Below are 26232 nucleotides of genomic sequence, written 5' to 3'. Positions count from 1 at the left end.
TGATCGAGACCGCATCGGCTGAGCGGGCTCAATTGGACGCAGCGCGAGAAACCCCCGACGGCGAACACGAACTGCCGCAGACCCGCTAACTGAGTGGCCGCAGTTCTCCCGTGGGCGGGCCACAACTGGCACGCGATGCGAGAAAGCACTCGATGCCGTCCCGGTCGTCGGATTGGAACGACGAGACCCGACGTCCGGACTCAGCCGGTTGTCCAGTCGCCCAGCGGGATTGGCTCAGGTTCGGCGGAATTACTGTGTCGCGGACTGCTGGCAGAATCGTGAGATGCGTGTGATGGTACGGCCGGGGCGTTCGGATGAGGCGGCGCTGCTCAGCGATCTCGCATTGCGATCCAAGGCCTTCTGGGGCTATGACGAACAGTTCGTTGCCCTGTGCCGAGACGAGCTCACACTCGCCCCGTCGGAGGTTGTCGCGAAACGGACCGCCGTCGCCGAGTCGGGTGGAGTCGTGGTCGGATTCGTGACCGTCGAAGGGGCAGCGCCCGTCGGTGAGCTCGGAATGCTCTACGTCGCTCCTGAGGCGATCGGGAAAGGGGTCGGCAGCGAGCTGTTCCGGCACGCCGTCGAAACCGCCCGCGAGGCAGGCTTTCAGCGTCTGGCGATCCATGCCGATCCGAACGCCGAATCGTTCTACCGCGCGATGGGCGCGGTCAGAGTCGGCAACGTCGCGTCCGGGTCGGTCCCCGGCCGCGAACTACCGTTGATGGAAGTAGATGCGCTTGTCGCGCAGTAGCACTCGGTGCTAACTCGCATCCACTGCATTCGCGTCGGCGGAGTCCCGCGCTGCACTGGTTTCGGCAGGGAGATTCTGACTCGACCGCACTCGCTTGGCCGGAGTCAGGAGGGCTTCGATACTCGCTTGGCCTGGCCGCACCGACGACGAGTACTTCTGGTCGCCGGTGCCGGACGGCTGGAGCGTGCGGCCGTGCGGCACCTCCACCGCGCCCGTGCCGGCCAGGCGGCAGGTGCACTCCGAGCGGTCCGTGCGCAAACGGCCAACGCCATTCCGAACCGCAGTGCGTCTGCGTACCGACCGCCTGTGCCTGGCGCACCGCGCTCGACCCGGCAGGTGTCCGGATACCGGCCGCGTTCAGCGATCCCCCCTGACACCGGGCCGTCAACACGGAATCTCCACATTTGGTGCCGGACCTCTCCACAGCGGGTGGCTAGGGTTCCGGACATGGAACAGAGCGGAGCGGCTGGGGGACAGCTGGCGCGGCGGATTCTGGTGGTCGATGACGAAGTGACCATCGCGGAGTCGGTGGCGGTGCGGCTGCGGGCCGAAGGGTTCACCGTGGATCTGGCGCATGACGGGCCGGGAGCGGTGGCCGCGGCGTCGGCGCTGTCGCCTGATCTGGTGGTGCTCGATGTGATGTTGCCGGGGTTCGATGGCCTCGAGGTGTGTCGGCGGATACAGGCAGAGCGTGCGGTGCCGGTGCTGATGTTGACCGCCCGGACCGATGAGACCGATCAACTCGTCGGACTCGGCGTCGGCGCGGACGACTACCTGACCAAGCCGTTCTCCCTGCGCGTCCTCACCGCCCGCGTGCACGCACTGCTACGCCGCATGGACCGCGCCGCCGACCGCGACGGCGACACCATCATCGTCGGCGACCTGCGCATCGACGTCGACCAGCGCCGCGTCTGGCGCGCCGACATCGAAGCCCAGCTCACCCCACTCGAATTCGACCTACTCACCCGCCTGGCCCGCCGCCCCCGCGTCGTCCTCGCCCGCGAACGCCTCCTCGAAGAAGTCTGGGACTGGGCCGACGCCGCAGGCACCCGAGCCGTCGACAGCCACGTCAAAGCCCTGCGCCGCAAACTAGGCGCCGACCTGATCCGCACCGTGCACGGCGTCGGCTACGCACTGGAGGCGCGATGATGCGCGCGCACGCGGCACCCGATCCAGGGCCACCCGAGGGTGAGGGGGTGGCTGGAATCCATGGGTTCGTCGAGCGGCTGCGGGCGTTGTCGGACAAGGTGGCGGAGGTTTTGCCGCGGCCGCTGGATCCGGTGCGGTCGATCAAGGTGAAGCTGGCGATTTTGATGTTGTGCGCCGGGGGGATCGCGTTCGGGTTCTTTCGGATCAAGATCGGGTGGTTGCCGCCTAAAACGACGCTGGCCGCGGTGGCGATCGCGTTGGTGACCTCGCAGTTCCTCGCGCATGGGATCACCAGGCCGTTGCGTGAGATGACCGCGGCGGCGAAACGGATGGCGCACGGGGATTACACGCGGCGGGTGCGGGCGACGTCACGGGACGAGGTCGGGCAGCTGGCGGAGGCGTTCAATCAGATGGCCGCGGATCTCGCCGCCGCGGACCAACAGCGCCGTGACTTGATCGCGAATGTGTCGCACGAACTGCGCACGCCCATCACCGCATTGAGCGCGGTGCTGGAGAACCTCGTCGACGGCGTGTCCGAGCCGGATCCGAAGACGTTGCGCACCGCGCTCGCCCAAACCGAGCGGCTGAGCCTGCTCGTCTCCGAACTACTCGACCTGTCCAGCATCGAGGCGGGTGCCTTCCCGCTGGACCGCGAAAGCCTAGACGTCGCACCGCTGTTGGCCGAGGTCGTCGCCGAGGCGGACGTCGCCGCGGCGGCGCTGGGCCGGGGTGTGCGATTCACGACGGACGTACAACCCGGCAACATAGGCGTTTTCGCCGACCGTGCACGTTTGCATCAAGTGCTGCTCAACCTGCTCGACAACGCGGCACGACACGGCCCGGCAGGCGGCGAGGTTCGGGTCACTGTGCGCAGGCACGCAGGCAAATTGGTGATCGAGGTGTCCGACGACGGGCCAGGCATACCACCGGCCGAACGCGCCCGTGTCTTCGACCGTTTCACCCGCGGCGGTCGCACCGCGGGCGGTGGCACCGGTCTCGGCCTCGCCATCTCCCGCTGGATCGTCGATCTACACGGCGGCACCATCGCTGTCGCCGACCCCGGCTCCCGTATCCGCGTGGTCCTACCCGGCCACTGACCCAGCTACACCCGCTCACCCGGACCGTACGAGGTCCCGGGGGCAATCCCGCACACCCTCAGGAGGGGAAATATGTCCGAAACACCCGAAACGCCACCGCCGTCGAGACCCGCAGGGCACGGAGCAGCTCGGCCTGTCGAACTCACAGAGGCGTACTCGAAGCCCGGCACCGGCGCGACGTTGCTGGCGGACGCGGCGCGTACCGACACCCGACCGGGATACGCACCGTCGCCCACCACAGATGCTCCGAGTCCGGTGATGAACTTGCTCGCGCAGCCGATGCGCATGGCCCCGCCGCAACCGCCGAAGTGGCGTCGCGTCGCCAGCCCGCCCGGCGTGCTGCCTGCCGCATGCCTCGCGGGATTCACCGGCGCGGCCCTGATTCCGTTGGACCGTCCCGGAATCGGCTGGTTACTCACCGGATCGGTCGCCATCGGCGCGGTGTACCTGGTCGATCGGAACGCCCGCAAGGCGGTTCGGCACGCAGCCGCCGCACCGGACTCGATCGACAACGATCGGTCTGCGGCCAGTGAGTCCGCAGCGCCGGATTCAGTACGTGGTGCCGTGCTGCCGCCAACCGCGACATCGAATCCCGGAGGGGAGGATTCGACACGTGGTGCCGTGCTGAAATCCGCCGCGACATCGAATCCCGGAGGGGAGGATTCGGCATCCGGCGTGCGGGCGGGCAAGATCCAGGTCGCTGAAAAAGCGGGCTCGGCCGTCGCGAATTCGCGAGCCGATGAACTCGGGGAAGCCCCAGATTCGGCGGCACCCGGCCCGCGAGATGCGGGGGTGTCGAAACCCGATGCGCTGGAGTTGAAGTCCGGCCCCGCATCGAGTACCCCGGCTGATGCCGCTAATGCCTCGAACGATCCGACATCTCGTGTGCCCGAGACCGACGTCAACGGTGAGCGTTCGGCCGAAGGGAGTCCGGAGTCCAGTGGGTCCGGCGATTCCGTAGTTGCCAGCTCAGAAGTCGAGGGCGAGCGGAACCCGGAGACGGACGGATCGGATTCCGCAGTAGCGGGCCAGGATTCCTGGTCAGCGACAGATCGAGATCGCCGGTCTATTTCGGCGGAGGAATCCGCTGCCGGCATCGAGATTCAGTCGAAGGGCCTGTTCGGCGCGAAGTCCGCGCAGATCTGGTGGGCGGGAATGCTGCTGGCCCTGCTGGCGGTGGGCACTTTCCGCGCGGCGGGCTGGTTGTTCACGCTGTGCGTACTGGCAGCGTGTGTCGCCGGATCGTTCGCGGTCGTGGGGCGTCGGTCGGCAAGCGGGGTGATCTACGACGTGCTCGCTTGGCCTCTCGCGGCGTTGGCGGGTATTCCGTGGGTGTATGCGCGGCTCGAGCGTTCGCGCGGGGTCAAGTCGCAGCGGGAGCGGGGCATCGCACTGTCGGTGATCGCCACTGTCGTCTTGCTCGCGGTATTCGTTCCGCTGCTCGGCGGTGCGGACGCGACGTTCGCGAAACTGCTGGAGTCCGTGACACCGGAGGTCGACGGCGCTCTGACGTTCCAGTGGATCGTGCTGTTCGTCGTGGTCGGGCTCGCCGCGATCGGCGCGCTGTACGTGCTGGCCTGTCCGCCGAGACCGGCCTCGGAATTCGTCGAGGAAGACCAAGGGCCAACGCTGAGCCGCCTGGAGTGGGCGTTGCCTGTCGGCGCGCTGACCGTCCTGTTCGCGGTGTTCGTCGGCGCACAGTTCGTGGCGTTGTTCGGCGGTGACGACTATGTGCAGCGCACGGCCGGACTCACCTACGCCGAATACGCGCGCAGCGGGTTCTGGCAACTGTCAGCGGTCACCGTCTTGACTCTCGCGGTGATCCTGGTCGTGCTGCGCTGGGCCGCGACGGATTCGGCAGCCGATCGGCTGTGGTTGCGTGTGCTGCTGTGCGCGGTGAGCGTGCTTTCGCTGATCATCGTCGCCTCGGCCCTCGGCCGCATGTGGACCTATCAGCAGGCCTATGGCTTCACCGTGCTCCGCCTACTGGTCGAGGCCTGCGAACTCTGGCTCGGCCTGATCTATCTGCTGGTGCTCGGCGCGGTGTTGAGTCTGCGCCGGATGTGGTTGTCGCGCGCGGTCATCGGCACCGCCCTGGCCACCTTGCTCGCGCTGGCCATCCTGAATCCGGAACGCCTCGTCGCCGATAAGAACATCGACCGCTGGCAGCACGGCAAGGCCATCGACACCAACTACCTGGCCGAATTGTCCGCTGACGTCCTGCCCGCGACCGACCGGCTTCCCGAACCGCTGCGCACCGAGGTTCGCAACAGGATTCGTGACCACCTCGACCCCGACACCTGGCACAGCTGGAACCTGTCTCGTGCGGACGCCAGAAGGTGACAAGTTGCCGTTGCGACGATGGCGGTTTCGGTCATAGTTTCTCGCGGACGAGTTCGACTGTGGGCGCGGATATCTGACCGCCCGGCATCGAGGCCGCCCGAGCTTCTCCGGGTTCTCATATACGTGTTGTTATATACTGCGGGGATGACAGCCGATCAGAATGTGCCCAGCGGTGTCGATATCGCGATGCTGTTGCGGCGGGCGCAGCTGCGCAAGCAGACGGCCTGCGAGGCCGCGCTCGCTCGGGTGGGGGTGACATTGCCGCAGTGGGGCATGCTGTATGCCGTTGCGGCCGAGCCTGATTCCTCGACCCACGCGCTGGCCCTGTTCATCGGGCAATCCGATCAGTCGGCGGGCGCGGTGGTCGCCCGGCTCGAACAGCGAGGGCTGCTCGAACGCAGGCCCGGTGCCGGTAAGGCGATTCTGCACAGGATCACCCCGGAGGGTGCGGAGCTCCTGCGACGCTGCGACACCATTGCCGAGGAGGTAATGACCCGGCTGCTCGCCGGTCTCACCGATCAGACTCTCCGGACACTGCAGGACTCGTTGCAGTCGATCGCAGACGCCGCCCTCCCAGCGTCAACCAGGTCGGATGCCGGGAGGGCGCCCGGCGATCCGCTCAGCGGGCTGTCCTGGATCCGCTCCGCCACACCTCCCTGATCGAGAGGGTGTCGGCGATCGTGCGGGTGGGGTCGCCGTCGACCAGTAGCAGATCGGCCCGCGCGCCCGGGGTGATCCGGCCGCGGTCACGCAGTCCGAATGTCGTCGCGGGCAGGCTGGTGGCGGCCCGCAGCGCCTCGACCGGGGTGAGACTCGCCCGGACGAGAAGCTGTAGTTCGCCGTGCAGGCTCACGCCGTGTGCCATGCCGCGCGCACCGAAGTGGTAATTGGCGTCCGAACCGGCGAGGATCGGTACGCCGGCGGCATGCAACGCCGCCACCGCGGCGAGGGCGGCATCGAAGTTGCTGGCCGGGAGCGTGTCGAATTGAGCGCTGAGATTGTCCGACCAGGCCTGCGGCAGGCGCCCGGCGACCCGGCTGTCGCGTGCGAGGTCGGCACCCAGGCGCTGGTTGGTGATCGAGGCGAGCAGGTTCAGCGTCGGGATCATGAAAACCCCTCCCGCGGTGAACGCCTCGACCAGATCGGGCGTGCACGGGCCGTCGATGAACAGGTGGGTAAACCCGTCGGCGCCGGCGGCCAGCGCCGCCCGGGTCGCCTCGATGGTCAGCGCGTGGGCGAGCACCATGCGGTCGCGGTCGTGCGCGGCGACCACCGTCGCCTTGACGATGTTCGCATCGATGACGGGGACCTGCTTGCCGAGTGTCTCGCCGCTTTCGATCATCACCTTGATGTAGTCGGCGCCCTCCGTGATCCGCTCGTCGACGAAAGCGGCGGCGTCCTCGGGCCGGGCGACCGTCGGCAACTCAGGATCGTTCACGGTGCCTCTGAGCTGGGTCGGATGCCCGCCGGGCGCCGTGAGGCCCACCGAGGATGAACGGACGTCTGCGATGTCGGTCCGTTCGGCGGCGGCGCGGCGAAGCGCATTCATCGTGCTCGGGAACGAGAACAGATCGAGCTCGGTGGTCACGCCGAACCGCAGGGCCTGGCCGAGCATTTCCAGGTCGGCGTGGGTATGCGCGTCGATCAGGCCGGGCAGCAGCGTGGCGCCGCTGCCGTCGATTCGCTCGACCCCGGCTGGCACGGGTACGCCGACTGCGACGATCCGCGCATCCTCCACCTCCACAGTCCGCACGCCGATCGCCTGCTCGCCGTCGAACACTTGGGCACCCTCGATGACATATCTCGTCATGATCTCTCCTATATATGACTTGGTATACACTAACCCATAGATGGCGAGGCAGTGACGTCCCGGCGATGAGACAAGACTTCGGCCCGATCAAAGGAATGCGCGATGCGACCCCTGTCCGACAATGACGCCGACCTGGCGAATGTGCTGACCCTGGTCACCCATGAGCGACAGGCCCGTGACCGGGGATGGTGGTCCATCCTCGCGCGGTGTTACACGCCCGAGGCGACGATCCAGACGAGCTGGTTCGACGGCACCGCGGCCGAGTACATCGAGGTGTCCAAGCGCGTGTTCGACCACACCCCCTCCAACCACCGCCTCGGACAGCCCGTCATCGACGTCAACGGCACCCGCGCGATCGTCGAGGTGCCGATAATCATCGAGATGCGCGACACCTTCCGCGGCGTCGAGGTCGACCTCACCTCGTATTTGCGGATGCTGCATCGCGTCGAGAAGGGGGACAGCGGGTGGCGGTTCGCCGCGTCGGTGGCGATCTTCGACCACGACACGCTGACCCCGGCTCTCCCCACCGCCCCGCCGACACTGCGCCCGGAAGACCTCGGGGGCACTCGACCGTCCTATCGCATGCTGCGCCTGTGGATGACCGAGCGCGGGTACACCGTCCCCACCGATCGCTACGGCATCGACCGGCCCACCGAGCTCACCACGCTGTATGACGCGGCCTACGGCTGGGCCGGTCTGGCGCGCTGACCTTTCTGACACGCCCAGCGACCGGACACGCCGACCGGGGTGACGTCGAAATTCACGGATACACCCTCCCCGGATCGGCCCCGAGCGACGCCGAAATTCACCGATAAGCGGTGTCAGAATTCGCGCTTACCGCCACCTCGGAGCGCATCCGCAACGTCGCACATCAGCTGACGAGGCAGCGGAACCTGGCTGCGCCGAAACGCAACCAGGTCCTACGCGGTCAGTCCAGGCAGAATTCGTTGCCCTCCGGATCGGCCATCACGATGTGGCCCGCGCCCATCGGCGGCTCGGGCTCGTAGCGCTGTATCCGCTTCGCGCCCAACGCGATCAGCCGGTCACATTCGGCTTCCAGCGCCGCCATTCGTTCCGCACCCTGCAGTCCGGGCGCCGCACGGACATCGAGGTGTACGCGATTCTTGGCGACCTTGTCCTCCGGCACCTGCTGGAAGAACAGTCGCGGGCCCTGCCCGTCGGGATCCTCGATGGCCGAGCGCGTGTTCCGCTGTTCGGGCGGCACACCGATACGCGCGAGGAACTCGTCCCACGCGCCCAGCGGGTCGGTGCCGGCGGGCACGTCGACGCCGGGCGGGCCGGGGTGCACATAGCCGAGCACGTCGCGCCAGAAGGTCGACACCGCCGCGGGGTCGTGCGCGTCGAAGGTGACCTGGAATTCGCGGCTCATCGGGTTGCTCCATTCGTGGTGTGTCGGGTGTGCAGGTAGAGGTCGCGCAGCAGGCAGACCTCGGACAGATGATGGATCAGCTCGCGGTGGATGTGCAGCACCAGATCAGCCATGGACGCCTCGGGATAGGGCTCTTTCGAGCCGACCGGGATCGCGAGCTTGGCATCGCTGAGCGTGCGCACCCCTACCAGCCAGGTGTCGACCTGGGTTTCGAGCTGATGGAGTGCGGTGGCCGCGTCGTCGGCGTATTCCCACGTGTCGTATGACGCGGCGTCCGTGCCGAAGTAGGCCGCGTTGCGCGCCGCGAGCACGCCGACGATGACGTGACCCAGTCGCCAGGCGATCGTGGTGAACGGTGCCGGATCTGGCGTCGGGAAGGCGTAATCGATGGTGAACTCGCCGCCGCCGGCCTGCACGGGCGCGGTGGAGGTGCCGCGCGGCCGCACGCTCCAGCCGTCCGGCACCGGCGACCAGAAGTACTCGTCGTCGGTGAGGCCGGCCAGCCGCGCGCGTATCTGGTGATCCCAGTGGAACTCCCACTGTTCACGCAGCGTGCGGTTCCAGTCCAGGTCGTCTACTTCCATGCGGATACCCTGACACGCCTAGCGGACAGATACGGTCCGCTATCTCTGGCAGTGTTGGTGAGGTGGACGTGGCAGGCGCGGCGGAGCGAGGCACGACCGAGCGGGTGCTCACCCTGCTCGGTTTGTTGCAGCAGCGTCAGGTGTGGACCGGCCCCGATCTCGCCGACCGGCTCGGGGTCACGCCGCGCACGGTGCGACGAGACGTCGATCGGCTGCGCACGCTGGGTTATCGGGTGCATGCCAGTCAGGGAGTCGGCGGCGGCTACCAGCTCGGGCCGGGTCAAGATTTGCCGCCGCTGCTGCTCGACGACGAAGAGGCGATCGTCACCGCGGTCTCGCTGCTGATCGGTGCGGTCGGCGCGGGCGACGCCGCACTCCGGGCGCTCAGCAAACTCGACCGGGTGCTACCCACCCGATTGCGCCACGAAGTGCGCGCACTGTCCGGCTCGGTGGAATCCTTCGACGGCGCCCGCACCCCGGTCGACTCCGATGTCCTGATGACACTGGCCAGAGCCTGCCGCGACGAGGTCGAGATCGGCTTCGACTACCCGACCGGGAACGTGGCGCGTTCGCGGCGGGTCGAGCCCTATCGGCTGGTCGCCTCGGACCGGCGCTGGTACCTGTTCGCCTTCGACCTCGATCGCGACGACTGGCGCACCTTCCGGGTCGACCGGATGACCGAGGCGGCCGCCCGAACGTGGCATTTCCGCGCACGCGTCACCCCGGACGCGGCCGCGTACGTGCAGGAGGGTGTGGCCAGCCGCGTCTATTCGCGTCAGGCTCGCTTCCTCGTGCACGCACCGGCCGACGTTGTCCGCGCGCAGATCCCAGCGTCGGCGGCCGTCGTCCGGCCGCGCGACAGCGAGCACTGCGAAGTGCTCAGCGGCGCCGACAACCTCGACGCGGTGCTCTTGCGCGTTGTCTTGTTCGGCCATGACTTCCAGGTGCTCGACCCGCCGGAGCTGGCGGCACGCTGCCATGAATTGGCCCAGCGGCTGCTGTCGGCCGGTACCGCGGGCCCAGCCGACTGCTGAACGGGGCGGTTATGTGACGAGCAACTGGTCCAACTGTGCGGCGAATTCGGTCGCGTCGGTGACGTAACCGATGTGGTTGCCGGTGAATTCGACGACCTCGCGACCGAGTTCCTCGGCGAGAACGCCGTTGGGGAGGGCGGGGAACGTCCCCTTCGAGTCGTGTCCGACGCCGAGCACGAGCTTGTCCGCAGACGGCCGCAGCGCTGCGAGATCCGGTGCGTAGCGCACGTATTGGCGCAGCTCGTATTCCATCCAGAACTCGAGGTTTTTCTGGATGCGGGCCATCATCGGGGCACTCTCGGGCGGCGGTTCCTGGTGCTGCCGGGTCGGCATCCGAAGTCCCATACCCTCGGCGAACGCGCCCATGGCCGCCATGTTGCCCTCGGTCCGGCTGGTCCGATAGATACCGTCGAAGAACTCCAACCAGGTCGCCGAATCGGGCAGCAGCGTCGCCAACGGCGGTTCATGCGCCACGACCGTGCTTACCAATTCGGGATGTCTGCTGAGCAATTCGAGCGCCACGATCGCACCTGAACTGCTGCCGAGGACGTAGGCGGGCCGGTCGGCGAGGTGGGTGAGCAGCGCCGCGGCATCGGCACCGTCGGTGACCACTCGATCCTCCGGAGGTCCGGCGAGGGGGCTGCGCGCGAAGCCGCGCCGGTCGTAGGCGACGACGGTGTATCGATCGGCGAGGCGTTCGGCGAGCGCGTCGAACACGCCCGCGTCGCCGTTGCCGCCGGTGATCAACAACAGCAGCGGTCCAGTACCGCGGATCTCATAGTAGAGGGAGGCGCCGGGGACGGCGAGGGTGTGCTGGGTCGGGACATCCATGGGAAACACTCCTGGGAGAAAAGACAGCTGCCGCAACGCCTCTCGGATCACCGGCAGCGCGGGAACCGGCGGGTCGGCATCCACCCACCGATCGATGGCGACTTGCAATGCGGCCGCGACAGCCCCCGCCATGATTCGCGGGAACATATCGGCACCGAGGTCGTGGCCGGTGCGCCCCGCGATGGCTTCGGCGAGCCCCGCCTCCATCACCGCCTGCGCCTTGCGATATTCACCCTGCAGCGCCGGCGCGCCGGTGATCAGCCGTACCCCCGCCGTCCAGGCTGGATCGGGCGTTTCGGCATCACGGAACTCTTCGAGCGTGGCGTGAATAACCGCGGGCCACAGCATTTCGGTGTCGGGCCGCTCGCGCAGATTGTCCGCGATCCGGCGAGCCCGATCGACCGCCACCGAGCAGACCGCCTCGTACTTGCTGGCGAAGTAATTGTTGAACGTCCGCGGCGAGACCCCCGCAGCCGCGGCAATATCCTCGACCAACACCTCGTCCACACCACGCTCGACCGCCAACCGCAACGCCGCCAACCCGAGCGCCTCCCGCGTCGCCAGTTTCTTCCGCTCACGCAGTCCGAGTACGAATGCCACGAACTTGACGATAGTCAAACTTGCGTGCCACGCAAGATTGCGCGATCAGAAAGTTTGAGGGGGCAACATGATCGGACGAGCCCGCATCCGAACTCTGTCGAGATGGCAAGGATTCGCGCGCCCCGAGCAACTCCGGCGCGAACGACCATCGCGTTCAGTGTGATTGACACGCAACGAGCGGGCGGCCGAAGGCAACCAGACGGCGTCGACCGACCCACGCGACACCAACGATTCGTCGAATCCCTGAACTGGCTCCAAACCTGCCCGGTTGAGCGGCAATCATGCTGCTGGACAATCGATCAGGAGGAACTGATGTAGTTGGCCTCTCGGCCGATGCCGCCACCGGTTCCCCCTGATCAACTGACCAGTGGTGCGCAGCGGAAACCCGGCGGCGACTGTAATGGCATTCCGGCCGTTGATCTTCCGCGTCGTCACGCTGTTCGACGTCATATGCAGCCAGCGCCATAGCCTGCCGATCAGGTATGGGTTAGGCGTGGCCAGTCGTGCCAGCATTGGCAGTCGGCCGCACGGCAGTGCATCCAGCCGCCGCACTCATGGTCCGGTGTCCACAGCGTGTTCGGAGATCGGGTGCGGGCACAGGTCGCAGACGTGGGGTGGAGACCATTGCGGGCTGGGCGCACTCATGAGCAGCAATCATCAACGATCGACCGGGGTATACCCCGGACTCGGTGCTCGGCGCGTTCTGCTGACAACTCAGGGTGTGGTGGCGCGTGCATGATGGTCGCGGATCTCGTTGTGGTGGTCGGCGGCCCAGCCGATCAGGGACGCGACGATCTCGTGGAGGCCGTGTCCGAGTGGGGTGCGGGCGTACTCCACGCGTGGGGGGACTTCGGCGTAGGCGGTGCGGGTGATGAGGCCGTCGTGCTGGAGTTGGCGCAGGGTGAGGGTGAGCATGCGCTGGGAGATGCCGGGGACTCGGTATTGCAGGTCGGTGTAGCGCAGGGGTCCGGCGTCGAGCGCGGCGATGACGAGCAGGCTCCACTTGTCTCCGACACGGTCGAGGACCTTGCGGATGAAATCCATCTGCTCGGCGGGGATATTCGCGCACGGGCCTGCCGCGGCCGCGGCTCCCGAGCTGTCGCTGAGGTCCATGGCACACATTCCTCTCCGTCACGCACACCGCTGTGCCTTTTGTAACGCCTCCAATACTGATCCATCATGGCGCTACGAACAAAACGTTCGTATTGGAGGTACGTGACCGAGGTGGACATTCAGTCCCCAACGGCACTGCCCCCGAGCAACTTTGGAAAGGCCCGGAACCTCTCATGTCGTACCTGCTCCACATCGATACTTCCGCACTCGGCGAGGGCTCGGTCTCTCGTCAGGTCGCCCAGTCTTTCCGTGACGAGTGGCAGGGGCCGGTTGTTCATCGCGACCTGGCCGTGACTCCCGTGCCGCATCTGAGCGCGGCGGGTGTCACCGCTCGCGTCACCGACCCGGCCGCCCGCACTGTCGAGGAGGCCGCGGCGCTGACGATCCAGGACGAGCTGATCGAGGAGTTCCTCGGCGCGGGCGCTTACCTGTTCACTGTGCCGCTCTACAACCTCACCGTGCCGTCGGTGTTCAAGGCGTGGCTGGACCAGATTCTGGTCGTCGGGCGAACCATGAACCTCACCGGACCTGTGTCGACGGCCGGTCGCCCCGCCCTGGTGGTCTCCGCCCGTGGCGGCGGCTATGGACCGGGCACCCCGAAGGAAGGCATGGACCATCTGGTGCCCACGCTCGAGCACATCCTGGGAGAGCCCATCCTGGGCCTGGACCTCATCATCATCACCCCCGAACTCACCATGGCTGCGCATGTCCCGGGGATGGCACCGTTGCTGCCGCTGCATGAGACGTCCATGCTCGAATCGCACGACCAGGCCCGCCGCCTGGGCTCGGCCCTATCCGGCCGGTCCGCCGCCTGACCAGCAAGGCGACCGATCACCAGGCGCACGCCAGCGTCGAGCTGATCTAGGGCAGACCCTGCGAGGGGCCTCGGTAGTAATCGCTGGAAATCCAACGAGGTTCGGGATGTGTGCTGGTAGAGCGCAACCCGATCACGAGCCCGCCCGCACCGCCCGCTCCCTCGGCCACCGCCGGTGCGCCCGCCGCACAGTACGGTCACCCCGGCTTCGGCCAATAGCCGCCGCCTGTTCGGCTTCGCCGCACTCCCTCGGCCCGCACGCGGCGACTCGCCTCGCCACCTCGATCCGATCGGGTTACTCGACTGTTGCCGCCATGTCCCACCCGACAGCGGTGGCTGGGAGTGTGCGAGTCGGGCAGGCCCTTGGGGCGCGGTCGGATCGGTCGGGGCAGTAGCTGGGGCGCAGTTCTTCACGTCCGGTGCCGGCAACCGAAGGGGCGCACCGAAACCGGCAGTCCGGTCTGTGATTCATTCGACCGGCATGCCGGGCAAAGGTGTGCAATCTTGTTACTACGCAACGGCATTGAGGGTGTCCCAGGGCGCTGAGTAGGCACCGGTAAAGGGGGTGCGGCGGAACTATGTCGTCGTCCAACGTTTCCGGGGGGAGTTCCGCCGCGCAACGCGGGCGGCACAAGGCGGTAGCGCCGTTGTGGCCGGGGATGATTCCGGCGTCGCTACCGCAGCGCTGGCATGCCCAGCGCCGGAATCGACCTTGGCTGGTCGGGTCGGCGGCGGTGGTCGGTTCGATGGCCGCGGTCGCGGTGGTGATGGTGTACACGGCGTCGGCGAGCGCGCCGCGACAGTCGGCCTCCTACGCGGATCCGGTGCTCGGCGGCGGACCCGGCTGCGAACCGACCAGGAACGATCAGCTGGTGCGCGGCAACGGAACCGGATCGACCACCTCGGGACCCGATGTCATCCTGGCCTTCCAATACGCCTACTACGTGGCCCGCTCGGGGTCCGACGCGCGCGCGGTGACCACGACGGACGCGTCCGTGCCGCCGGTCGATGTGATCAGCGCGGGCATCCGATCCGTCCCGGCGGGCACCCAGCACTGCGTGATGATCACGCCGATGGCCGACGGCCGCTTCGACGTGGTCATCACCGAGATCCGCCCCGACGCCGCCGTCCGCACCTATCGCCAGTTCGTCACTGTCACTTCAGGTCCGGGCGTGGTGTCCATCGCCAAGATCGCACCACCGACCTGATCGGACTGTTGAGCAACGACCTACGTCGAGACGATCGCCAACTGCCGTGACTGTGCGACCAAAGTCCCTGTGCTGTCCCAGATATCGAAGTCTTCCTCGTGGAACCCGTCGATCAGATAGTTGGTGCTGACCCGGCAGGCCAGCCAGCCGGGGACCGGCCGGTTGCGGATATGAACTGTCAGTTCGATGGTGGCGGAGCCGGGGATGCCGAGGTCGAACACGATCGGTGCCGCGGAGTCGACCAGGAACGCCAGCGCGATCGGATCGGCGTCCCGCCCGTCGGCCAGGCGCAGCCAGAACTCGGTGGAGGAGGTCCCGCCGGGCTCGCCACGCCAGAAGCCGGGCACCTCCGCCATCCGAGCCTCGGTTCGTTCCGAGATCGGCGGCCGTTGGTTCCGGAACGCGGCGAACGCGTCGACGCATTGGTCCGGCGGGGGCAATGCCGGCGGTTTGCCACTGACCATGGTCGGTCCGTCGGCGGCTGACAGATCGGTGAAAGTGGCCAGCACGCGCAGGATTTCCTTGTCCTCGCGCAGCAGCGTCGCCTGCCCGGTCGCGGTGCGCCGCCCGACCCGGGCGACGTCGGTGGTGATCCGTGCGGGCCCCGGACTACCCGGGCGCAGGAAATGCGCGGACGCGGACAGCAGATCCGGCTGCGGCAAGTCGTGGCGCAACGCCTGTAAACAGCTGGCCAGCAGATACCCTCCATTCGTTGTGCCGATGAAGGTGGTCCATCGGTCCGACAGCGTCAGCCCGAACTCGTGCTCGCCGACTCGTGCACTGGCCGTATCGCTGTCGAACACGAAATCCGCCGTAGTAGTCATCCCACGATCCTGCCTGCCGAACGGGACATGAGCGAGTGCGCACGCGATGTTCGCCGCGACCGTGTCCCGCCCGGCAAAGACTAGCCAGTCCGTTGCTGGTTGCTGTGCGAAGTACTAGTGCGGCTATTGGACGTGCGCTCGTCGAGCGCCCCGGCGAAAGGGACAAACAGATGCAGACGTTTGCGATGAATGCCGATATCGCTGATTGCCGGGTCGACCCCGGCCCGATGTCGGCGGCGCGGGCACACCGGGCGATGCAGATCCATTTGGACTGCTCGGTGGACACCTGCCGGGTGCGCCGGCGGGCCCGCGGCATCCTCGTGCAATCCGGCGCGATGATCCTCGACCCGCGCGCGGATCGTTAGCTCCAAAAATTGGCGCGATCCCAGACCCATCCGGGTCGGCGAGCCAGGCGAATTCCGTTCCGTCCAATGCCAAGCACGGCTTCGAGCCGTATCGACGGAAGCGAAACAACGATGACTGTAATGCGACGTTCGGTCGTGGCGGCGATGATGCTGACCGCGGTGGTGGGTGCCTCGGCCTGTTCGAGCGACAAGTCCGAGGACGCCGCCGCGCCGTCCTCGACCGCGGCGATGACCACCTCGACCGCCGCGTCGGGCGATCTGGTCGGTGCCGGTTGCAAGGCCTACGCCCAGCAGGTGCCGACCGGTTCCGGTTCGGTCAGCGGCATGGCACAGGATCCGGTCGCGACCGCGGCCTCCCACAATCCGCTGCTGACCACGCTGGTCGCCGCGGTGTCCGGACAGCTCAATCCGCAGGTGAACCTGGTCGACACGCTCAACGGCGCGCCGTTCACGGTGTTCGCTCCGGTCGACGCGGCGTTCGTGAACATCGATCCGGCCACCGTGGACGCGCTGAAGACCGACTCGGCCACGCTGACCAAGATCCTCACCTATCACGTGGTGCCGGGCCAGATCGCGCCGGACAAGATCGCGGGCACGCACAAGACCGTCGAAGGTGCCGACGTGACGGTCGCCCGCAGCGGCGATGACATCAAAGTGGGCAACGCTGCGGTGATTTGCGGCGGAGTGAAGACGGCAAATGCGACCGTGTACATGATCGATACCGTGCTGATGCCGCCGGCCGCGTAACCTCGCCACACCCATAGTTCGGAATGGTCCTTCCCCTCAGGAGTCGTGCTCGCCGTGTTGCTGCCGCAGATCCATTCCAGATCCGTCCCCGCCAGCGATCGATGCGGAGGTGGGCATGCCGAATGAGCCGAAGCTCGCCGCGATCCGCCTGCGCCGCAACACCGGCGGGGGCGGGCCGCCGGTGACGCCGTCGTGCTCGACCGGCGCGGATCCGGAGGAGGCCGCGCGGTCGCGACGGCTGGTCGAACTGCTCGACGCTGTCGCGGACGGCGATCGCGATGCCTTCACCGAGTTCTATCGGGCGACCAGCCATCGGGTGTTCGGCTTGGCGCTGCGGATCCTGCGTGGGCACGCGGCGGCCGAGGAGATCACCCAGGAGGTGTATCTGCAGGCCTGGTCGCTCGCGGCGGGATATGACCGGAAGCTGTCCAGTCCGATGGGCTGGCTGATGATGCTGACCCACCGGCGGGCGGTGGACCGGGTCCGCCGCGAGCAGTCCGCCGCCTCCCGCGACATCGCCTACGGCCAAGCGAATCTTGGCCGCGACCACGACGTCGTCGCCGAGGAGGTCGGCCAGCTCCTCGCCGAGCAGTCGGTGCTGGACTGCCTGGACACCTTGACCGCCATCCAGCGCGAGGCCGTCGCGCTGGCCTACTACAGCGGCCGGACCTACAGCGAGGTCGCCGACCACCTCGAGGTCCCGCTGCCCACCATCAAGACCCGCATCCGCGACGGATTGAAGCGGCTCGAGAACTGCCTGACAGGAAGTGATACCGCATGAGTGAGAACGGGCGGGCCGCAACGGATCTGCTCGACCTGGCCTACCCGTACGCGATGGATGCGGTTGCCGAGCTCGAGCGCCGCACCATCGAGCACCGGTTGCGCGATGCCGACGAGGCCACCGCGGATGCGTTCGCCGCCATCGTTTCCGGGGTGCGCGAAACATTGGCCGCGCTCACCGTTCTCGACGCGACCGCGCCACCGCCCGACTTGGAGACCGCGTTGCTGCGGGCCCTCGACGAAGCGACCGGGGTATCGGTCAAGTCCCAGTCCCGCAAGCGATTCGAGCGGTTACGCTGGCTCGCCGCGGCGGTCGCGGTGGTGGTGGCCATCGGAGCGGGGGTGGGTGTGCTCGTGCATCGCAGCGCCGATCCTGGCTCGCCTGAGCTCACCGCGCAAATGGTGCTGGAACAACCCGATGTGCTGGTGAAGTCGGTGCCGGTCACCGGTGGTGGCACGCTCACTATTCGTACCTCGGTTCGAATCGGTGCTGCCACAGTATCTTTCGAGTCGGTGTCGGCGCCGCCGTCCGGTCACGCCTATCAGGTCTGGCTGATCCCGCTCGGTGGGACGGCTCGCTCCGCTCGGGTGATGACCGAGCTGCCGGCCTCCGGGCCCGCCATGGTGACGCGCTTCGACGCTATCGACACCTTGGCCATCACCGTCGAACCGGCCGCCGGTTCACCGACGCCGACGACTCCGCCGATCGCCAGCGTGAATCTCACCTGACCCAGCTGCCGTCCGCGACCGCGGATCTCGCAGCTTCCCATCCCGACAAGCAGGGAGACTGCGATGAAACAAGGTGTGGCACAAGCACGCCCGAAGCAGGTTTTTACCGTAGCCGCCGCGGCCCTCAGTGGTGTCTTGGCCGCGCTGACGGTGCTGGGCGTCGGCCATCTGGTCGCCGCGGTGATCGATCCGGCCGCCTCGCCGTTCTACGCGATGGGCGCCTCGGTGGTCGACCATACGCCACATGCGTTGAAGGACGCCGCGATTCGCCGTTTCGGCAGCAATGACAAGCTCGCACTGTTCGCGTCGATGGCGGCGGTGATGGTCGTCTTCGCGGCTATCCTCGGCATGCTGGAACGGCGGCGCCCGCTGGGTAGCGTACTGCTCGTCCTGTTAGGTGGCGTGGTCATCGGAGCCGCACTCCAACGTCCCACGGCTACACCATGGTTCGCGGTACCGACACTCGCCGGTGTGGTGGCCGGTGTGGTGGTGCTGCGGGTGCTCATCGGCCTGATCGGTGCGGGTGACCGTGCGCTCGGTGCCGAGTCGGCGGCGCGGTGGGAGTCGGCGGCAGGTGGTGCTCTGGCATCGACGGGGTCAGCGCGGGATGGCGGCCCGTCATCGATCGGTTCAGAGTCGAATGCTGGACCTGCCGTGGCTCGCGATGCGGCTGGAGCAGGTGCGTCGAGACGTCGTTTTCTGGCGATGGCAGCGGGTTTCGGTGCGGTCGCGGTGGGTGCGGGGGTCGCGGGGAAGTGGCTCGGCGCTCGGCTGCACGACGTGGTGGCCGATCGGGCGGGGTTCATGGTTCCGCGGGTGGCGGTACCGGCGCCGGCCGCCGGACCTGGTGTGCGGCCGTCGGTTCCGGGGCTGGCCGAGTTCGTCACTCCCAACGATCGCTTCTATCGAGTCGACACGGCGCTGCAACTTCCGGCGCTCACCAGTGCCGACTGGCGACTGCGAATCCACGGAATGGTCGATCGCCCAATGGAATTGGACTTCGACGAGCTGCGTCGTCGGATGCCCGTCGAACGAATGATCACCATGACCTGCGTATCCAACGAGGTCGGCGGCGAGTTGGCGGGCACCGCGGTCTGGACGGGATACCCCCTGGCCGACCTGCTCGCCGAGGTGGGTGTGCGACCAGAGGCCGACATGCTGCTGTCCCGCAGCATCGACGGATTCACCGCGGGCACACCGGTTTCCGCGGTTACCGACGGCCGTGACGCGCTACTGGCGATCGGCATGAACGGCGAACCGCTGCCGATCGCCCACGGCTATCCCGCGCGCCTGATCGTCCCAGGCCTCTACGGCTACGTCTCTGCCACCAAATGGGTCATCGACCTAGAACTCACCCGCTTCGACCGCGCCAAGGCCTACTGGACCGACCGCGGTTGGGGCGCACAGGCACCCATCAAAACCGCATCCCGCATCGACGTCCCCGCCGCATTCGTCACCGTCCCCGCCGGCGACCTCACCATCGCCGGCGTCGCATGGGCCCAACATCGCGGCATCGACACCGTCGAAATCCAGATCGACGACCAGCCATGGCAACCAGCCGCCCTCGCAGCCGAATACTCCACCGACACCTGGCGCCAATGGACCTACCGCTGGCCCGCCACCCCCGGCCCGCACACCCTCCGCGTCCGCGCTACCGACCGCACCGGCACCACCCAAACCGTCCACCGCACCCCACCGTTCCCCGACGGTTCCACCGGTTGGCACAGCAGGGTGATCACCGTGCGCTGATCAGGAGCCAGGCGGCATTACCTGCGAGGTAATCGTCGTGGGGTCGGGTTGTTCGTAGGATCGGGGAGTGAGTACGCAAACAGCTGGTGATCTGCTGCGGCATTGGCGGCTCGAGCGCAGGCTCAGTCAGTTGGAGTTGGCGGGGCGCGCGGAGACGTCGGCTCGGCATCTGAGTTTCATCGAGACCGGTCGCGCGACGCCGAGCCGGACCATGCTGGCGCATTTGAGCGAGCACCTGGAAATCCCACTGCGCGAACGCAATCGGCTGCTGCTCGCCGCGGGCTACGCACCCGCCTATGCCGAACCCGCGCTCGATACTCCCGCGATGGACGCGGTCCGCGGCGCGATGCGGCAGATCCTCATCGGCCACCAGCCGTACCCGGCACTGGCCATCGATCAGAGCTGGACGATGATCGATGCGAACGCCGGCGTGGCGCTGTTTCTCGCCGACATCGATCCCGCCCTGCTGACCCCGCCGGTGAATGCCTTGCGGTTGAGCCTGCACCCCGACGGCATGGCGGGTCAGATCGTCAACCTCGCGGAGTGGCGCGGCCATGTGTTCGCGCGCCTGTCCCGCCAGGTCGAGGTCACCGGTTCACCCGAGCTGGTGGAGTTGCGCGACGAGTTGCTCGCCTATCCCGGTGGTGAAATCGACCCGGCCCTGCCCGAGCCCGACCAGACCGTCGTCCCGCTCCGTCTACTCCGTGACGGTCACGAACTGTCCTTCATCAGTGTCACCACTGTCTTCGGCACCCCTATGAACGTCACCGTCGCCGAACTCGCCATCGAATCGTTCTTCCCCGCCGACGAGGACACCATGAAGCGCCTCACCGCCCAAACCCCATGACCCTCGCCGACCGCCTCGGCGCACTCCTCAACACCTCCGTCGGTGCCGTCACCGACCTCGGTGTCAGTCACGCCTGGAGCCTGCACCGCGCGTCGCTGGCGACCGGCCGCGATGTCTTCGTCAAAACCTCTGCCGCGCCGACCACGGTCTTCGCCGCCGAAGCCGCAGGTCTGCGCTGGCTCGCCACCGGCCTCGCGCCTGGAACGCTGCTGCCCGACGTGCTCGCCGCCGACGACCACACCATCGTGCTGCCCTGGCTCGACGACACCGGATCAACAGCCGCCACCGCCGAGCAGTTCGGTCGGGAACTCGCCGCGATGCACGCGAATTCACCCGAAACATTCGGCGCACCGTGGCAAGGATGGATCGCCGAACTACCCCTGGACAACACACCATCCGCCGGCCCATGGGCCCAGTGGTATGCCGAACGCCGACTCGCGCCCTATCTGCCCCAGGCCGCCGCACACCTCGGCCCGGACGGAACCCGGTTGCTGGAGAAGGTCATCGACCGCATCGACACTCTGGCAGGCCCGCCAGAACCACCCGCCCGTATCCACGGCGACCTCTGGTCCGGCAACATCCTCTGGACCCCCGAACGCGCCATCCTCATCGATCCCGCCGCCCACGCAGGCCACCGCGAAACCGACCTGGCCATGCTCGCCCTGTTCGGCGCACCACACCTGGACCGAATCCGGTCCGCCTACAACGAAACCCACCCCCTCGCCGACGGCTGGCGCACCCGCATCCCCCTACACCAACTCCACCACCTGCTCGTCCACGTCGTCCTGTTCGGCCCCAGCTACCGCTCCCAAACCTGCACCGCCGCCACCGCCGCGTTGAAGGTCTAGCGCTCACCGAACCGGGGCATGCGGCTCGCAGACAGGGCGCACAATTCCTGCGCGGCGTCCGTTTGCGAGACGGACTCGACTTGGTTTTGCCGCCGGACAGGGTGTGCAGTGGCCTGAGAAAGAGTGCGGATCTGGGCCAGGCGTCTGGTGCCGCGCTTGGTGGCTCCGTTCGTTGGATGCCGACCGGCAGTCAGGGGCGTCCCGCAGTTATGGACCGCTCGGTGGTCCAAGACACCTCGGATTGCCGTTTACGGCACGGGGCTGCGACACCTCCCGGGTGAACCGTGATCGCGAGGTGCTCAGTTCCCGCTGCGAGCGATGACCTTCTCGGCGAAGCGGGAGAGATTCGCGATCTTGGTGTCGAGGGGCTCGGTGTCCTGTTCGAGGGTGTAGGGGAGGCGGAAGCCGACGATGACGTCGGTGACACCCTTGTCCTCGAGCCGTTTGATGCCGTCTACGGTGAATCCGTCGAGTGAGATCACATGTACCTCGAAGTCCTTCCGTGTCCCGTATTCGGCACGCAGCTCCGCCAATTCGATCAGCAGCCGGTCGAGTTCGGCGCCGTCGCCGCCCGCGTGCATCCAGCCGTCGCCACGTTGCGCCGCGCGCCGCAGTGCGGGCTTGCTGTGCCCGCCGATGAGGATCGGCACCGGTTCGGTCGGCACGGGACTGATCTTGATCGGCGGAATGTCGTAGAACTCGCCGTGGAACTCGAAGTACCCGCCCGCGGTGAGTCCGCGCACGATGTCGATGCACTCGTCCATCCGCGCGCCACGCTTCTCGAACGACACATCCATGATCTCGAAATCGTCGGGCCACGGACTGATCCCGACGCCGAGCCCGAACCGATTACCGCTCAACGCGGCCACCGACGCGGTCTGCTTGGCGACCAGCACCGGCGGCCGGATCGGCAACTTCAGCACGAACGGCGTGAACCGCAACGTGGTGGTGGCCGCCGACATCGCCGCGCTCAGCACGAACGCCTCGATGAACGGCTTGTCCTCCAAGAATTCCCGGCTCCCGTCGGGCGTGTACGGATACTTCGCGTCGGAATCCCGCGGATAGGCGATGCTGTCCGCAACCGCCATCGACGTGTACCCGGCCGCCTCGGCAGCCTGGGCCAACGGCACGTAGTACGCCGGGTCCGTCATCGTCTCGGCATAGGTGAAGCGCATATCAGACGCCTTTCTGGCGCCGCAGCGCCGGGTGTGCTCGGTGTGGCGCTCGACGAACGAGCCCGCCCCGGGACGGTTTTACTCGAATGGCCGCCGGTGTCCTGCGCGATGTTCGGCGGGCAGGCGCCGGCGGCGTACAGCCCCTCGATGGTTGATCCGTCGGCCCGCAGCACCGCTCCGTCGACGGTGGTGCTGAGCCTGCCGTAGGTGGCCGTGCCGGGGTCAAATCGAAGGCGGCCCTAGGACTTTGAGTCAACGATGTGATCCAGTTCGGATGTTTGCCGAGCTCGGGGTCGTGCTCGTCGGCCACGTCGTAGTTGACCGGGGTCTCCCGCAGCGTGCCGACGGGCATGGCCAGGATCAGCATGTCCGCACCCGCCTCGGCCGCGCTGATCGCCGCGCACGCTCCGGCGATACCGAATCCGACCACCAGCGCCGTGTCGTCCCACTGCGCGTACTCGACACCAACTGCGGGACTTCGGTTCCTACCACCACGGATTCGCGAACCCTTCCGGAATCAGCGCATCGAACATCGCCTTCATCTCATCCGACAGCCGCATGAGCTCGAAGCACGATCCGATCGGCCCACCATCGAGGTACGCGAACTCCATCCCGACCCCCTCGAACTTGCCCCGCGCGACCACCTCGATGCCCGCCGACCGCGCCTCATCGAGCGCACCGTCGTAGTCCGCGGGCACCCATGCCGCGTGATGCAGCCCAGGGCCCACCCGATCGAGATGCTCGCTGTACAAACTGACCCCGCCGCGCGGCTCGATCAACTCCAACTGCTGCCCGCCCGCGTATCCGAGCCCCACCGTGATCGTGTAATCAGCTGGCGCACCACGCAATTCGCACAGATCCGGCCCGAAGTGCACATCGGGAATGGTGAACCATTTCGCCACCCCATACCGCTCGCTGAACTGCCGTTGCGCCGCCGCCATATCCCGCACCACCCAGCACAACTGAAAGATCGGCCCGTCCGCGATCATCGGCGGCGCGCGTTCGTGCGGAAGCGGCTGCCGCGCGCGGGATCGCTGTGCAGCGCAGGGCTTCGGCAGCGTTGGGTGCCGATCCCCGCATCGGCGATCACCGTCACCCGTTGGCTTCCCACTTCTTCAACTAAACACGCATGCTTAACCCAGTCAAGCCTAGGGTTTAGTACAGTCCACCTATGCTGATCGCCGATTCGCGCGCGTCCCTGCTCGACGCGGGGGAGCGACTCATCGCCGAACGCGGCGTCGAAGTCCCGCTGCGCGAGATCGCCGCGGCCGCGGGCCACCGCAACAACTCCGCGGTGCACTACTACTTCGACTCTCGCCACGGCCTGATCGAAGCCATCGTCGACCGCCGGATGAACTGGCTCGAAGAACGCCGCATGCAGCTGCTCGCCACCCACGAGGCCGACGGCACCGCCCACGAGATCAACACCCTGGTCACCATGCTCGCCGCGCCGATCCTCGAACTCATCACCCAGGACGAGGTCACCCACTACGGCCGCTTCCTCGAGGTGGTGCGCGCGCACCCGGTCGTCGCCGACCCGCGCCGCCTCGCGGGCACCGACCGCGCCGCCGTACGCATCCTCGCCACCCGCCTAGCCGCCGCCCTACCCCAACTCACCCCACGCCGACGCCGCCAACGCCTAGAAACCATGGCCACCGTCATGTTCGCGCTCATCGCCGACTACGAACGCACCCTAGAAGTCGGCCTGCGCAAACCCCACCCCGACGACACCGCCGAAATCACCGACATGATCGTCGCCATGCTCACCGTGCCCACCCGCGACTCGAAACCGACACGTCGCCCCTGAACCCTCGCGCTGCTCTCCACCACAAAGCCGTGCCGGACGTTCCGTTCGGAACCCCTCGCTGGCATACCTCCTCGCGCTGACTGCGCAGGGGTCAGCCGCCGGACCCAACATGCGATCTCGGCCCCGCTGCCGCGTCATAACCGTTCCTTCGCGGTGCCAGGCTGCGCCGCGCATATACCGATCGAGCACGCTGCCGGCAACTCCGGTGTGATCGCCCGGATACCGGCCTGCATCGGGCCGCGGTCATCGCCTGCGCCGCTCGACGAACCAGCGCCGCAACCAAGAGCACGGTGGGTTGTCAGGAGTAGCACCCGCGCTGGGATACGGTCGCGTAGTGGAACTCCTAGGCATTCATCACGTGGCGATCATCGCGTCCGACTATGTCCGCTCCAAGCGGTTCTACGCCGAAACACTCGGCCTCGCCGTCATCGCCGAGCAGTACCGGGCCGAACGCCGCTCCTACAAGCTCGACCTGGCCATTCCCGGCGGCAGCCGCATCGAACTGTTCTCCTTCCCCGAACCGCCCGACCGGGCGAGCTGGCCGGAGGCCGCGGGACTGCGGCACCTGGCGTTCGCGGTCCGCGACGTCGCCGCGGCACTCGACGAGCTCGCCGCCAAGGGTGTCCGCACCGAAGAATTGCGCGTCGACGAGGTCACCGGAAAACGAATGGCGTTCTTCTTCGACCCCGACGGCCTGCCGCTGGAACTTTACGAAGTCTGATTCATTCCCCGCGCCCGCCGCGCCAATTCGACTGTCGCCGCACGTAACTCATCGATCGCACCGATCGGCTCGGCGTAGCCCACCCGGGTCCGCGCCACCCCGCGCGGCGTCACCACCCGCAAATCCAGCCCGTACCGATCGGCGCGCTCACAGCTCGCCTCGGTCGCGTCCGGATACCCACCCAGCGCCTGCGCCATCGCCAGCAACGCCGGAGCATGATCGTCGTTGAGATGCACAATCGCGCTCGCCGCGACCGGCACGATCGGATCCGGCGTCATCTCCGCATACTGCGCCGCGGTCGCCGAATCCATCCGCCCATACCCGCCGACCCAGCGCACCCTCCGAACCCGCAGTATCCACACCGAGAAATCGCTGTAGTCGATATAGAACTTCGCCGCGGGCACCGCCGCCAGATGCGCCTCCCGCGCGGCATCGGCCTCGGCACCCGTCGGCCGCTCCACCACGCCGGCCAGTGTGATCCTGGTCCCCGCCAGCGGATCCGCGGGCGCGTCCGGCGCCACGATCGAGAGACTGGCCCGCTGATCGCCCGCCAAGTTACGACCGTGCTCGGCCATCCGGGACACGCACAGCACCGGCTGCCCGTCCAGCAGCCCATACGTCACCAGCGACGCCCACGGTGTGCCGTCCTCGCTCAAGCTGCCCAGCGTCGCGGTATTCGTCGAGGCGGCAACCGTTCTCGCCTCCTCGGCGGCCGACGGCCGAGCCGCATTCGCCACCGGCCCGGTCGGCTGCGGGATCGAAGGAGCGTCGCCGGGGTCACCATGGTCGAGAGTCATGCCATCCATCCTCTCCTGCCCGACCGACAAGAGAGCAACGGGTACGGCCGTTTTCCGGTCCGCCCGGTCGAATCGGCATGCGCAGTGCGGCCAATGGATCGGATTGACCGCGCGGATCG

28 protein-coding genes are annotated in these 26232 nt (G+C 67.4%); 19 read left to right on the top strand and 9 right to left on the bottom strand.

Annotation, left to right across the window (positions count from 1 at the left end; genetic code table 11):
* Positions 1-283 precede the first annotated feature (283 nt).
* The 5 genes from ACIBCN_RS23575 (at position 284) to ACIBCN_RS23555 (ending at position 6000) form a co-directional block, all read left to right on the top strand.
* Positions 284-751: a GNAT family N-acetyltransferase gene (locus ACIBCN_RS23575; protein WP_396993770.1), complete on the top strand. Its 468-nt coding sequence runs from the start codon at positions 284-286 to the stop codon at positions 749-751.
* A 447-nt stretch (positions 752-1198) separates the two neighbouring features.
* Entirely contained in the window at positions 1199-1900 is a 702-nt protein-coding gene (locus ACIBCN_RS23570; protein ID WP_396993769.1) for a response regulator, read from the top strand.
* On the top strand, positions 1897-2997 hold the full coding sequence (locus ACIBCN_RS23565) for an ATP-binding protein (RefSeq protein ID WP_396993768.1): 1101 nt from the start codon (positions 1897-1899) through the stop codon (positions 2995-2997). Before ACIBCN_RS23570 ends, ACIBCN_RS23565 begins: the two co-directional genes overlap by 4 nt.
* 72 nt (positions 2998-3069) lie before the next feature.
* Positions 3070-5340, top strand: coding sequence for a DUF4153 domain-containing protein (locus tag ACIBCN_RS23560; RefSeq protein ID WP_396993766.1), 2271 nt, complete (start codon positions 3070-3072; stop codon positions 5338-5340).
* 144 nt (positions 5341-5484) lie between these two features.
* Positions 5485-6000 carry a MarR family winged helix-turn-helix transcriptional regulator gene (locus tag ACIBCN_RS23555; RefSeq protein ID WP_396993765.1) on the top strand — a complete coding sequence of 172 codons (516 nt, stop codon included), beginning with the start codon at positions 5485-5487 and terminating at the stop codon, positions 5998-6000.
* Here ACIBCN_RS23555 and ACIBCN_RS23550 read toward each other — a convergent pair.
* Positions 5960-7150 (bottom strand): amidohydrolase family protein, encoded by a 1191-nt coding sequence (locus ACIBCN_RS23550; RefSeq protein WP_396993764.1) that lies wholly within the window; start codon positions 7148-7150, stop codon positions 5960-5962. The genes ACIBCN_RS23555 and ACIBCN_RS23550 overlap by 41 nt on opposite strands.
* 102 nt (positions 7151-7252) lie before the next feature.
* On the opposite strand from ACIBCN_RS23550, the gene ACIBCN_RS23545 reads away from it, so the two are divergent.
* On the top strand, positions 7253-7858 hold the full coding sequence (locus ACIBCN_RS23545; RefSeq protein WP_396993763.1) for a nuclear transport factor 2 family protein: 606 nt from the start codon (positions 7253-7255) through the stop codon (positions 7856-7858).
* A 220-nt stretch (positions 7859-8078) separates the two neighbouring features.
* Here ACIBCN_RS23545 and ACIBCN_RS23540 read toward each other — a convergent pair whose 3' ends face one another.
* Both ACIBCN_RS23540 and ACIBCN_RS23535 read right to left on the bottom strand, forming a co-directional pair.
* A complete protein-coding gene (locus tag ACIBCN_RS23540) occupies positions 8079-8540 on the bottom strand; it encodes a VOC family protein (RefSeq protein WP_396993762.1) in 462 nt (153 codons plus the stop codon).
* Positions 8537-9124 carry a DinB family protein gene (locus tag ACIBCN_RS23535; RefSeq protein ID WP_396993761.1) on the bottom strand — a complete coding sequence of 196 codons (588 nt, stop codon included), beginning with the start codon at positions 9122-9124 and terminating at the stop codon, positions 8537-8539. Before ACIBCN_RS23535 ends, ACIBCN_RS23540 begins: the two co-directional genes overlap by 4 nt.
* Positions 9125-9186: 62 nt before the next feature.
* Between ACIBCN_RS23535 and ACIBCN_RS23530 the strand changes: the two genes are divergently transcribed.
* Positions 9187-10158, top strand: coding sequence for a helix-turn-helix transcriptional regulator (locus ACIBCN_RS23530; protein ID WP_396993760.1), 972 nt, complete (start codon positions 9187-9189; stop codon positions 10156-10158).
* 9 nt (positions 10159-10167) lie between these two features.
* Here ACIBCN_RS23530 and ACIBCN_RS23525 read toward each other — a convergent pair whose 3' ends face one another.
* Both ACIBCN_RS23525 and ACIBCN_RS23520 read right to left on the bottom strand, forming a co-directional pair.
* Positions 10168-11589 (bottom strand): alpha/beta fold hydrolase, encoded by a 1422-nt coding sequence (locus ACIBCN_RS23525; RefSeq protein WP_396993759.1) that lies wholly within the window; start codon positions 11587-11589, stop codon positions 10168-10170.
* 714 nt (positions 11590-12303) lie between these two features.
* Positions 12304-12633 (bottom strand): winged helix-turn-helix transcriptional regulator, encoded by a 330-nt coding sequence (locus ACIBCN_RS23520; RefSeq protein WP_396993944.1) that lies wholly within the window; start codon positions 12631-12633, stop codon positions 12304-12306.
* A gap of 242 nt (positions 12634-12875) precedes the next feature.
* Here ACIBCN_RS23520 and ACIBCN_RS23515 point away from each other — a divergent pair, with 242 nt between their 5' ends.
* Positions 12876-13517, top strand: a complete 642-nt coding sequence (locus ACIBCN_RS23515; RefSeq protein ID WP_396993758.1) for an FMN-dependent NADH-azoreductase — start codon at positions 12876-12878, stop codon at positions 13515-13517.
* Positions 13518-14094: 577 nt separating this feature from the next.
* Positions 14095-14724: a hypothetical protein gene (locus ACIBCN_RS23510; RefSeq protein ID WP_396993757.1), complete on the top strand. Its 630-nt coding sequence runs from the start codon at positions 14095-14097 to the stop codon at positions 14722-14724.
* A 20-nt stretch (positions 14725-14744) separates the two neighbouring features.
* On the opposite strand, the gene ACIBCN_RS23505 is transcribed toward ACIBCN_RS23510, so the two are convergent.
* On the bottom strand, positions 14745-15548 hold the full coding sequence (locus ACIBCN_RS23505; protein ID WP_396993756.1) for a thioesterase family protein: 804 nt from the start codon (positions 15546-15548) through the stop codon (positions 14745-14747).
* A 170-nt stretch (positions 15549-15718) separates the two neighbouring features.
* Between ACIBCN_RS23505 and ACIBCN_RS23500 the strand changes: the two genes are divergently transcribed.
* The 7 genes from ACIBCN_RS23500 (at position 15719) to ACIBCN_RS23470 (ending at position 21613) form a co-directional block, all read left to right on the top strand.
* Positions 15719-15913 (top strand): hypothetical protein, encoded by a 195-nt coding sequence (locus ACIBCN_RS23500; RefSeq protein ID WP_379291285.1) that lies wholly within the window; start codon positions 15719-15721, stop codon positions 15911-15913.
* Between the two features lie 111 nt (positions 15914-16024).
* The gene (locus ACIBCN_RS23495; RefSeq protein ID WP_396993755.1) at positions 16025-16660 is read left to right on the top strand and encodes a fasciclin domain-containing protein; all 636 of its coding nucleotides are present in this window, start codon (positions 16025-16027) and stop codon (positions 16658-16660) included.
* A 115-nt stretch (positions 16661-16775) separates the two neighbouring features.
* Complete coding sequence (gene sigK, locus ACIBCN_RS23490; protein WP_396993754.1) at positions 16776-17441, top strand: ECF RNA polymerase sigma factor SigK; 666 nt, start codon at positions 16776-16778, stop codon at positions 17439-17441.
* A complete protein-coding gene (locus ACIBCN_RS23485) occupies positions 17438-18169 on the top strand; it encodes an anti-sigma factor domain-containing protein (protein WP_396993753.1) in 732 nt (243 codons plus the stop codon). Before sigK ends, ACIBCN_RS23485 begins: the two co-directional genes overlap by 4 nt.
* Positions 18170-18232: 63 nt before the next feature.
* On the top strand, positions 18233-19918 hold the full coding sequence (locus ACIBCN_RS23480; protein WP_396993752.1) for a molybdopterin-dependent oxidoreductase: 1686 nt from the start codon (positions 18233-18235) through the stop codon (positions 19916-19918).
* Positions 19919-19985: 67 nt separating this feature from the next.
* Positions 19986-20765 carry a helix-turn-helix domain-containing protein gene (locus ACIBCN_RS23475; RefSeq protein WP_396993751.1) on the top strand — a complete coding sequence of 260 codons (780 nt, stop codon included), beginning with the start codon at positions 19986-19988 and terminating at the stop codon, positions 20763-20765.
* Positions 20762-21613: a fructosamine kinase family protein gene (locus ACIBCN_RS23470; RefSeq protein ID WP_396993750.1), complete on the top strand. Its 852-nt coding sequence runs from the start codon at positions 20762-20764 to the stop codon at positions 21611-21613. Before ACIBCN_RS23475 ends, ACIBCN_RS23470 begins: the two co-directional genes overlap by 4 nt.
* A gap of 299 nt (positions 21614-21912) precedes the next feature.
* Here ACIBCN_RS23470 and ACIBCN_RS23465 read toward each other — a convergent pair whose 3' ends face one another.
* Positions 21913-22788 (bottom strand): TIGR03619 family F420-dependent LLM class oxidoreductase, encoded by an 876-nt coding sequence (locus ACIBCN_RS23465; RefSeq protein ID WP_396993749.1) that lies wholly within the window; start codon positions 22786-22788, stop codon positions 21913-21915.
* A gap of 42 nt (positions 22789-22830) precedes the next feature.
* Between ACIBCN_RS23465 and ACIBCN_RS23460 the strand changes: the two genes are divergently transcribed.
* Positions 22831-22995 (top strand): hypothetical protein, encoded by a 165-nt coding sequence (locus ACIBCN_RS23460; RefSeq protein ID WP_396993748.1) that lies wholly within the window; start codon positions 22831-22833, stop codon positions 22993-22995.
* Between the two features lie 278 nt (positions 22996-23273).
* Here the strand turns inward: ACIBCN_RS23460 and ACIBCN_RS23455 are convergent, their stop codons facing one another.
* Positions 23274-23777, bottom strand: coding sequence for a VOC family protein (locus ACIBCN_RS23455; RefSeq protein ID WP_396993747.1), 504 nt, complete (start codon positions 23775-23777; stop codon positions 23274-23276).
* A 182-nt stretch (positions 23778-23959) separates the two neighbouring features.
* Here ACIBCN_RS23455 and ACIBCN_RS23450 point away from each other — a divergent pair, with 182 nt between their 5' ends.
* Positions 23960-24595, top strand: a complete 636-nt coding sequence (locus ACIBCN_RS23450) for a TetR/AcrR family transcriptional regulator (protein ID WP_396993746.1) — start codon at positions 23960-23962, stop codon at positions 24593-24595.
* A gap of 334 nt (positions 24596-24929) precedes the next feature.
* Positions 24930-25316, top strand: a complete 387-nt coding sequence (locus ACIBCN_RS23445; RefSeq protein WP_396993745.1) for a VOC family protein — start codon at positions 24930-24932, stop codon at positions 25314-25316.
* Here the strand turns inward: ACIBCN_RS23445 and ACIBCN_RS23440 are convergent.
* Complete coding sequence (locus ACIBCN_RS23440) at positions 25304-26113, bottom strand: HugZ family protein (protein ID WP_396993744.1); 810 nt, start codon at positions 26111-26113, stop codon at positions 25304-25306. The two genes, ACIBCN_RS23445 and ACIBCN_RS23440, sit on opposite strands and share 13 nt — an antisense overlap.
* Positions 26114-26232 lie beyond the last annotated feature (119 nt).

It is taken from the genome of Nocardia sp. NPDC051052 (assembly GCF_044456045.1).
Lineage (GTDB): Bacteria > Actinomycetota > Actinomycetes > Mycobacteriales > Mycobacteriaceae > Nocardia.
Note: the sequence above shows the minus strand (reverse complement) of the source record. Positions and strands in the feature narration are given on the sequence as shown.

Excerpts from the sequence above, each read along its gene's own strand:
- ACIBCN_RS23515 (WP_396993758.1), top strand. The coding sequence starts at position 12,876 with ATGTCGTACCTGCTCCACATCGATACTTCCGCACTCGGCGAGGGCTCG.
- ACIBCN_RS23505 (WP_396993756.1), bottom strand. The coding sequence starts at position 15,548 with ATGACTACTACGGCGGATTTCGTGTTCGACAGCGATACGGCCAGTGCA.
- ACIBCN_RS23450 (WP_396993746.1), top strand. The coding sequence starts at position 23,960 with ATGCTGATCGCCGATTCGCGCGCGTCCCTGCTCGACGCGGGGGAGCGA.
- ACIBCN_RS23455 (WP_396993747.1), bottom strand. The coding sequence starts at position 23,777 with ATGATCGCGGACGGGCCGATCTTTCAGTTGTGCTGGGTGGTGCGGGAT.
- ACIBCN_RS23535 (WP_396993761.1), bottom strand. The coding sequence starts at position 9,124 with ATGGAAGTAGACGACCTGGACTGGAACCGCACGCTGCGTGAACAGTGG.
- ACIBCN_RS23485 (WP_396993753.1), top strand. The coding sequence starts at position 17,438 with ATGAGTGAGAACGGGCGGGCCGCAACGGATCTGCTCGACCTGGCCTAC.
- ACIBCN_RS23495 (WP_396993755.1), top strand. The coding sequence starts at position 16,025 with ATGACTGTAATGCGACGTTCGGTCGTGGCGGCGATGATGCTGACCGCG.
- ACIBCN_RS23540 (WP_396993762.1), bottom strand. The coding sequence starts at position 8,540 with ATGAGCCGCGAATTCCAGGTCACCTTCGACGCGCACGACCCCGCGGCG.
- ACIBCN_RS23555 (WP_396993765.1), top strand. The coding sequence starts at position 5,485 with ATGACAGCCGATCAGAATGTGCCCAGCGGTGTCGATATCGCGATGCTG.
- ACIBCN_RS23470 (WP_396993750.1), top strand. The coding sequence starts at position 20,762 with ATGACCCTCGCCGACCGCCTCGGCGCACTCCTCAACACCTCCGTCGGT.
- ACIBCN_RS23565 (WP_396993768.1), top strand. The coding sequence starts at position 1,897 with ATGATGCGCGCGCACGCGGCACCCGATCCAGGGCCACCCGAGGGTGAG.
- ACIBCN_RS23480 (WP_396993752.1), top strand. The coding sequence starts at position 18,233 with ATGAAACAAGGTGTGGCACAAGCACGCCCGAAGCAGGTTTTTACCGTA.
- ACIBCN_RS23440 (WP_396993744.1), bottom strand. The coding sequence starts at position 26,113 with ATGACTCTCGACCATGGTGACCCCGGCGACGCTCCTTCGATCCCGCAG.
- ACIBCN_RS23550 (WP_396993764.1), bottom strand. The coding sequence starts at position 7,150 with ATGACGAGATATGTCATCGAGGGTGCCCAAGTGTTCGACGGCGAGCAG.
- ACIBCN_RS23465 (WP_396993749.1), bottom strand. The coding sequence starts at position 22,788 with ATGCGCTTCACCTATGCCGAGACGATGACGGACCCGGCGTACTACGTG.
- sigK (WP_396993754.1), top strand. The coding sequence starts at position 16,776 with ATGCCGAATGAGCCGAAGCTCGCCGCGATCCGCCTGCGCCGCAACACC.
- ACIBCN_RS23545 (WP_396993763.1), top strand. The coding sequence starts at position 7,253 with ATGCGACCCCTGTCCGACAATGACGCCGACCTGGCGAATGTGCTGACC.
- ACIBCN_RS23575 (WP_396993770.1), top strand. The coding sequence starts at position 284 with ATGCGTGTGATGGTACGGCCGGGGCGTTCGGATGAGGCGGCGCTGCTC.
- ACIBCN_RS23560 (WP_396993766.1), top strand. The coding sequence starts at position 3,070 with ATGTCCGAAACACCCGAAACGCCACCGCCGTCGAGACCCGCAGGGCAC.
- ACIBCN_RS23500 (WP_379291285.1), top strand. The coding sequence starts at position 15,719 with ATGCAGACGTTTGCGATGAATGCCGATATCGCTGATTGCCGGGTCGAC.
- ACIBCN_RS23570 (WP_396993769.1), top strand. The coding sequence starts at position 1,199 with ATGGAACAGAGCGGAGCGGCTGGGGGACAGCTGGCGCGGCGGATTCTG.
- ACIBCN_RS23510 (WP_396993757.1), top strand. The coding sequence starts at position 14,095 with ATGTCGTCGTCCAACGTTTCCGGGGGGAGTTCCGCCGCGCAACGCGGG.
- ACIBCN_RS23520 (WP_396993944.1), bottom strand. The coding sequence starts at position 12,633 with ATGGATTTCATCCGCAAGGTCCTCGACCGTGTCGGAGACAAGTGGAGC.